The sequence below is a fragment of the Chroococcidiopsis sp. genome, assembly GCF_051657925.1.
In the GTDB taxonomy this organism is placed as follows: domain Bacteria; phylum Cyanobacteriota; class Cyanobacteriia; order Cyanobacteriales; family Chroococcidiopsidaceae; genus Chroococcidiopsis.
The window spans coordinates 1-7,184 of sequence record NZ_JBOFLP010000157.1 but is presented as its reverse complement, the minus strand read 5'-3'; the positions used below and the strand labels follow the sequence as shown (position 1 = coordinate 7,184).

Annotated in this window: 6 protein-coding genes; 1 reads left to right on the top strand and 5 read right to left on the bottom strand. The window is 45.0% G+C overall.

Annotated features, from left to right (window positions below; all coding sequences use genetic code 11):
* From ACRC32_RS13040 to ACRC32_RS13020, 5 genes are all read right to left on the bottom strand, one after another.
* Positions 1-412: acyl-CoA thioesterase (locus ACRC32_RS13040; RefSeq protein WP_438554373.1), on the bottom strand; the 412-nt coding region annotated here is incomplete at its 3' end.
* Positions 413-532: 120 nt separating this feature from the next.
* Complete coding sequence (locus tag ACRC32_RS13035; protein WP_438554371.1) at positions 533-1,261, bottom strand: DUF3891 family protein; 729 nt, start codon at positions 1,259-1,261, stop codon at positions 533-535.
* 108 nt (positions 1,262-1,369) lie between these two features.
* Complete coding sequence (locus ACRC32_RS13030) at positions 1,370-2,710, bottom strand: ATP-grasp domain-containing protein (RefSeq protein WP_438554372.1); 1,341 nt, start codon at positions 2,708-2,710, stop codon at positions 1,370-1,372.
* A gap of 53 nt (positions 2,711-2,763) precedes the next feature.
* Positions 2,764-3,600 (bottom strand): O-methyltransferase, encoded by an 837-nt coding sequence (locus ACRC32_RS13025; protein WP_438554370.1) that lies wholly within the window; start codon positions 3,598-3,600, stop codon positions 2,764-2,766.
* 2 nt (positions 3,601-3,602) lie between these two features.
* Positions 3,603-4,832: a sedoheptulose 7-phosphate cyclase gene (locus ACRC32_RS13020; protein ID WP_438554369.1), complete on the bottom strand. Its 1,230-nt coding sequence runs from the start codon at positions 4,830-4,832 to the stop codon at positions 3,603-3,605.
* A gap of 1,525 nt (positions 4,833-6,357) precedes the next feature.
* Here ACRC32_RS13020 and psaC point away from each other — a divergent pair.
* On the top strand, positions 6,358-6,603 hold the full coding sequence (gene psaC / locus ACRC32_RS13015; RefSeq protein ID WP_012411495.1) for a photosystem I iron-sulfur center protein PsaC: 246 nt from the start codon (positions 6,358-6,360) through the stop codon (positions 6,601-6,603).
* The last annotated feature ends 581 nt before the right edge of the window (positions 6,604-7,184 follow it).

Below are 7,184 nucleotides of genomic sequence, written 5' to 3'. Positions count from 1 at the left end.
TAATTTTACCCTTTTCGCGATCGACTGCTACTAATATGACTCTTGCCGTTACATACAATTCTTGACTGTCGGGAGATTGAATTTGATAGTCCCAATTGATCCGCACGCCTTCCATATCCGCCATGCGGGTTCTGACTATTGCATCCATCCCCATTTTAATCGGACGGTGATAGCGTACTGCAAGTTCTACTACGGGTAAGTCACAACCCAAAGCGACTAAGTCAGCAAAATTAATCCCAATCGATCGCAAGCATTCTACCCGTGCTTCTTCCATCCACGTCATGTAAGAACCATGCCAAACATTACCAGCATAGTCTGTATGATGTGGCTGCGCTCGGACTGGATATTCAAACCAATCCGTGAAGGCTACATTAGGTAGGTTGGTTGGGGACTGTTCTTGTGCTTGGCTCACTGTTACTGAGGAGGTAGGGAATAAGTCAAAAGTCAAAAGCTAAAAGTCAAAACGCTAACCACAGATTGCTTTTCGCTACTCACCCATGACTAATGACCAATGACTAATGACCAATGACAATCATACTTTAACAAATGTCCACTCCAAACTTTTCATCGGTGCGGTTTGTAATTGCTCTGTCAGTTCGGCATTACTACCAAATTGTAGTTGGGAAAGGTATGAGGCTTCTACGTTGACAGTAAACTCCTTCTCTTCAAAGCACCAAGGAGTAACGGTAACTTTGCCATCCTTCAACTGAATAATATCGTAGCGATCGCCGTCTGGACCTTTGCCAATTTCTAACGCGCGTTCGTCTACTGGTAGTTGATGGTTACAGAGAATTAATGAAAGGCGATCGCACCACTGAAAAAATGCATAAGCTTCTTCAGTATCTTTCTGACTAATTTTAAGTTCTTTCCTATATTGCTTTTGTAGCTCTAATTGTTCGTCAAGAAACTCATCGAGTTCCGATGACTCTCCCCGTTTTCCTTCATTCAAAAAACTAGTATGCATAGAAGTTAGCATTGTCACCCACCGTCCCCGATAGCGTGCGTTGGAAATGTGCTGTTTCAGCTTGGGTAGATGAGTACTAGTATCGAGAGTAAAGTCTAACGGCGCACCAGCTGGCGTGAGACTATTTTCTTCCCATTCCTTTTCTAGATCGTCATGGTGGGAAATTGCAGCTATAGTTTCGTAAATCCGAGGTGGAAAATCCTTACGTCGCCAATGTCCGGCAATTTGTGCTGCAAGTAGCGCATGAGCGCGATGATAAATAACTTCCCAACCTGTTTTAGTTTGATTAGCGATCATATAGTATTTCGAGCTTGAGTTATGAATCACTCGTGAAGGTTGTCATTGGTCATTGGTCATTGGTCATTGGTCATTGGTCGCTTACTTACGACTTACGACTTACCACTTTTAATCCCCACCGAATTCGACAATCTTGCCAATATTAAAATCTATCCTGATCCAGCCTTTAAGCTTGCGAAGATTGTCTAAAAGTAAGAGGGGAATTTGCCAGTGATGTACCATTAAAAATGGCAAAGGATCGTCGATCGCAAAAATTGCATCCTTCCCACGCCAGATGTTTTTGAACCAGGTCTGTAATTGTTGAAAAGAGCGAATTCCAGTTAGCCGCCAGAGTTCGTGATAAGTCCAATAAGTAGGCTTGCTGGTTGGTAGCGGTTGCAACGGCTCAGTATAAGACTCGTTACTTAGATATGCATCGGCTACGCCTAGATGATTATAAAACATTGTAATTGCTGAGTGGGTGCGGGGGTTGCACTCAATCGCATAAACGTTTCCATCCTCAGCTTGAATAAAGTCAAAAGAAGCTTGTCCGGTAATTCCTAATTCTTTGACAAAATGACGCACCCATGCAAGTATTTCTGGCTTGTCAACATTTTCATAATTGACTTGAAAAGCAGAAGACTCGCAACAGCAGTGCATTCTTAATTCCCCATTGCGGACGGTACTGTGGGTGCAGTATTCCTGTCCTGGGATAAATTCCTGCATAATCCAAGGCTTTTCAGGACTAATCGGCAGGCTGTTGACAAAAGCTGCTGTTTTTGCTTGTGTAGCGCATGGTAGCTTAGTTAAGTTTAAACGACGTACCGAGTCGTAAGGAATGCTTTTGAGGATATACGGACGTTCTGCATCGGAAAAGTCAAAGTTAATAACTTGTTCTGGATTAGTAATCTTGAAAGATTTGGGGACAGATAGACCGAGCGATCGCGCTTTCTCGGCAAAATCATACTTATCGTCTAACATCTGCGTCACCTCTGCATCGAAGTGAAACACCTCGCAGCAGCCAGATAAAACTGATTTAGCCACAGAGTCATAGTAGCTGGCGACGGGACTACAGACGGGAACGTAGACATCAATATTTTCTTGTTTGGCGATCGCCAGTAATGCTTGTGAATAGCCTTCCGGGTCTTTTTCCGGCGCGGGAACGGTGTAAAAGCGATCGACGGCGTTAGAAAACCGATGTCCAGTCAACCAATATTTGTGTGTTTCTACCAACACCACCCGATGTCCGACCATATGAAACGAACGGGCAAGTTGCAGGGCTTTGGTCATCTTCCCCCCCGTCAGCATGATGTTTTTGGGGTGAGATACAGGCAAGATGCCCCTGTCACGAAACGGCTTGCTGACGAGATTCCACAATAACGCTGTCAAGACAACAGTACAGTTGAAAGGAAAGGCGATCGCGAGTAGAAGTAGCGTTCCCAGATTTTGGAATACTGCAAATATCTGCATGGTAGGGGTAATAGATTGTGGTAAAAGCAAGGCATTGCCTTGCTTTTACCGATTTATATGCGCCGGATAATGGTCAAACCATCGCGTAGCGGTAGCAAAACCTGTTCCACGCGGGGGTCAGCAGCTACGATGCGGTTAAATTGGGCGATCGCTTCTCCGTTTGGGGTGCGCTGGTCGGGTGGCAGGTATGGCTGTCCTTGCAACAAGGTATTATCAACGCAGATAAATCCTCCAGAGGGTACTAAATCTGCATCTAGCAAGAGGTGGAAATAATCTACGTACTCCTTCTTATCGGCATCAATAAATACCAAGTCAAAAGACTCTTTGGCTGCTGCCAATTTCTGCAATGTTTCCAAAGCTGGGGCAACTTCCACAGAAATTTTGCGTCCGTGGGGAGATGCTTGAAAGCAGTCAATTGCAAAGTCTGCCACGTATCGATCCACTTCGCAAGCGACTAGTCGTCCGTCCTCTGGTAAAGCCTCTGCCATTGCTAAAGCAGAGTAACCCGTGAACATCCCAACCTCCAAAATATTTTTGGCTTTGGTCATGTGGACGAACATTTTTAATGTTTGTCCTTCCAAATGTCCAGACAGCATCTCTTGTTCTAACTGGCGGACTGTTTCCTGGTCAGAAAATCGTTTTTCCCAAGGTTCGGCACAAGTCTTTTTTGCTAGTGCGGCGAGGGCAGCAGACTCTTCGGTGGAAACGGCTTCGATATATGGGTCGATGCCTGCGGCGAGTTGCCACACTTGCTGAATTTTGGCAGCTACCTCTAAAGAAATGTTTTGTTCTTTCGCCACTAACTCTAGGATTTGTTGCAACTGCTGCACTAAAATCCCCAAGGGCGTAACTGGTCTTGCCGTGTTTTCTTTCTGAGGTGCGATCGTCATGGTTATACGCTCCCTACGAGTTCGGGTTCTTGTACCATGTAAGCATCAACACCGTCGCCACCGCGAGGATAGGTCGCACACAGTTGCTTGTGTTCGGCTAAAGCAGCATTCAGTTCTTCCCGCGTCAGGTCGTTGACGAAGAAGCAAGTCCCGATAGGTTTGGGCATTGCTGCGCGTAGTTTGCCATCTCTGGTTTGCATAATCGACTCAGTTGCCTGCCAGAGGAGATCGCCTTCTAGTAGAGGATGGTCGAGGGCTAAGCCGATCCGACTCATTAAACCAAGGATGCGATCGCGGTCTTGGGTAGAGATGTAGCCGCGTCTTGCTGCGAGGGTGGCTGAGAATGCCATGTCAATATTCACAGCGTGACCGTGGAAGATCGGTACGTTAGGGGCGAGTTCTAAAGTCGGACTCCAGGTATGACCGTAGGCAATGACGCGATCGAGGTCGATTTCATGCAGGTTGGGGGTTTCCAACTCGATCATCGTCTTGATCGATTCGTAATTGACTTTGTAGGCAATTTCCTGAAGTTCTGGTGTTGCATCCACATAACCGAAGTGAGTTTGCAGGAGTTGTTCGCCATACTTCTCCAGTAAATTGAAGACTTCAGCGTTGGCAACTACGGCAATTTTTACGAGTTCTGCCATACCGTTACGCACTTGGGCTGTAGGTAGGGTGCGCAAGAAAGAAAAATCAAGGATGACCTGTTTAGGTGCGTGGTAAGCGCCTAAGCGATTTTTCAGTTTCTTATGGTTAACTGCAACCTTAATTGCAACCCCAGCATCGATCAGACCGATCAAGGTAGTTGGGACGCGGATGAAGTTAGAGTTACGACGATAAGCAGCACAGGCAAAACCAGCTACGTCTGTGACTAATCCACCACCAACAACCAAGACTGGTTCTTTGCGGACTAAGCCGAACTCGGCAAATGCATCGATAATTGTCTCGAAGGTCGCGATCGTCTTATTTGGTTCGGTAATGGTGATGGGGAATACGGTCAGGTCGATGTTGTAATGCTGAAAGTATGCCTCAATTTGTTCGCCGTACAGTCGATATATATTGGCATCAATGACGGTCAAACAGCGTCCGTATTTTTGATATTGGTCGGCAATTTCACGGTTGCTAATGTCAAAAGCACCATTAATACAGAGGAGGCTGAATTCAATCTTTTCGTAACCTTCAACGTGAAAAGCTGTTTCAGTCGCCGTGAACTTTGCTTGTACTTCGCTCATGAATTTTACCTGTGTGAATTAGTCCAACAAAAATTAGCGACTTGCATGTAGCGCCGCAAGACCAAGTAGATGCAAAAGAAGTTCAGCAAAAGCACATCGAGTAAAGTAGTAAATACTTACCCAATTTTTGACTTCACTTTTTTCTGTTGCCTCTAACCACTCGCCACCGTGTTTGGGAATGCGATGACAGAAAGCCTAATAAGTTCGCGTCAATTATGATGGCGATAACATTCGTTAAGCTAAACGCTACGCTACACTTCGCGAACGCTAACGCAATTTCTGCTCGCCCTTTTACTCTCAGCTACACGTTCATAGCTGGCACTGCTCTTATTAGGTCAAAAAATACATGACTAAAAGCCAAGTTAACTCTCCTCTATTATGATTACCACTCTGAATACAGAGGGCAGAAAAGGAGGAAAAAAACTAACATCGGCAGATTTTTATGGCGCTTTGAGAGCCAAATGACTCTTACAATACATTAGCAGCAAGTAAATATTATTTGCAATCCTTGACAAAAACAAATCTTTATAGAAGACAAAAGTTTGTCGCAATTAAACATTGCTTAAACTGCCGATCGGAATCGCTTATCTCACTGCTGTTACCTTATATTTTGCCGAACCTGCGATCGCGGTTGACAATCTATACAAAATACTGAAATCTTCGAGCTTTGACAAGCCTAAATGCTTGGTTTTGAAGTAGTTCTACTAATAAGAATAGCGGCTATGGCTATCAAACTACCTCTTTTATCTCCAGGTTTCCATTTGAGATTGCAACCGTAATTAACTTTCTGCTCTGGATTTAGAGGAGATCGATTCAGTTCAACATTGGGCTTGTATTGCAAGTTTTGCTCCCTTATGGACTTTGCCACACTTAAGGCGATCGCAGCTATGCCAAGGCACTCGCGCGCGTGAGTCTATTCACGTTACATCACAAAAATAAACTGAAGCCGAAATTTCTGTCCTCAGTCCAAAGTAGGAGTTGTATTTACTGTCAAAAAATTGACGACGATCGCCATAATCATCCATACAACACTACCTGTGTATTCTATCAAACTCAGCGCTTATTTACAATACTTTACATAAAATTGAGGGGCGATCGTCAAATATTTTCTCCAAATTTTATTGACTAGTTTCAACACACAATTTATTACTTTTATAGCTATAGATAGATGCAATCAGTAATTGGTTGCTCAGTTGTCAGTAAAGAAAGGGTGTGAGGTGTGGGGTGTGGGGTGTGGGGTGTGAGGTGTGAGGTGTGGGGTGTGAGGTGTGGGAAGTGTGGGAAGTGTGGGAAGTGTGGGAAGTGTGGGGTGTAGTGGATTGTTAACTGGTCAGTGGTCAGTGGTCACTGGTCACTGGTCACTGGTCAGTGGTCAGTGGTCAGTGGTCACTGATAACTGCTCCCTACTATTACAGAATTTAAAGTTATGTAGCCTTTTACTGAAGTGGATTCAGACTCTACGGTAAACTAAGCCTTGATTATGAGTCTATGCCAACATAAAACGCTCGTTGGAGTCTTAATTTCCATGTCTCATACCGTTAAAATCTACGATACCTGTATCGGCTGCACTCAGTGCGTGCGGGCTTGCCCGACAGACGTGCTAGAGATGGTTCCTTGGGATGGCTGCAAAGCCGCTCAAATCGCTTCCTCTCCCCGCACGGAAGATTGTGTAGGCTGCAAGCGCTGTGAAACAGCTTGTCCCACCGACTTTTTAAGCATTCGCGTCTATCTCGGTGCGGAAACCACTCGCAGCATGGGTCTAGCTTACTAGAGTTTGAGTTAAATCCTCTAGAAGCTAGAAATAAAAAAACAACATTTTGATAGCCAGTACCATTAGACGATTGCCTTTTTTAGCTGCGCGTAACAATCCAGCTGCATACAGAGGGGGGAGAACACAAGCCACCCTCTTTTTTTGATGAGGGAGCAGGGGAAAGAGAGAGTCGCCCAGATGTAGGGCGAAGCCCTGCTCGGAGAATAGGAGCTGAGGGGGCTGAGAAAGAAAAGTTACTGGTAGCTGGTAACTGATAACTGACAACTGACAACTGACAACCAGTCCTGACTACTTAATTCGCGCAAAAGCAACATTCGTATGGCATAAGCCATCAATTATAGAATAGAGAAATTATTTGTCGATTCAAACTAACCCCGATAGATTAACTTATAAATTTTAAAGAATATAAGGAGTAACATAAATGTGCGGAATTGTAGGCTATATCGGCACTCAAGCAGCAACCGGAATTTTGCTGGCGGGTTTGGAGAAGCTGGAGTATCGGGGCTACGATTCTGCCGGAATCGCTACGGTGTGGGAAGGCGAGATTCACCGCGTCCGTGCTAAGGGTAAGTTACGCAACC

Excerpts from the sequence above, each read along its gene's own strand:
- ACRC32_RS13030 (WP_438554372.1), bottom strand. The coding sequence starts at position 2,710 with ATGCAGATATTTGCAGTATTCCAAAATCTGGGAACGCTACTTCTACTC.
- ACRC32_RS13020 (WP_438554369.1), bottom strand. The coding sequence starts at position 4,832 with ATGAGCGAAGTACAAGCAAAGTTCACGGCGACTGAAACAGCTTTTCAC.
- psaC (WP_012411495.1), top strand. The coding sequence starts at position 6,358 with ATGTCTCATACCGTTAAAATCTACGATACCTGTATCGGCTGCACTCAG.
- ACRC32_RS13025 (WP_438554370.1), bottom strand. The coding sequence starts at position 3,600 with ATGACGATCGCACCTCAGAAAGAAAACACGGCAAGACCAGTTACGCCC.
- ACRC32_RS13035 (WP_438554371.1), bottom strand. The coding sequence starts at position 1,261 with ATGATCGCTAATCAAACTAAAACAGGTTGGGAAGTTATTTATCATCGC.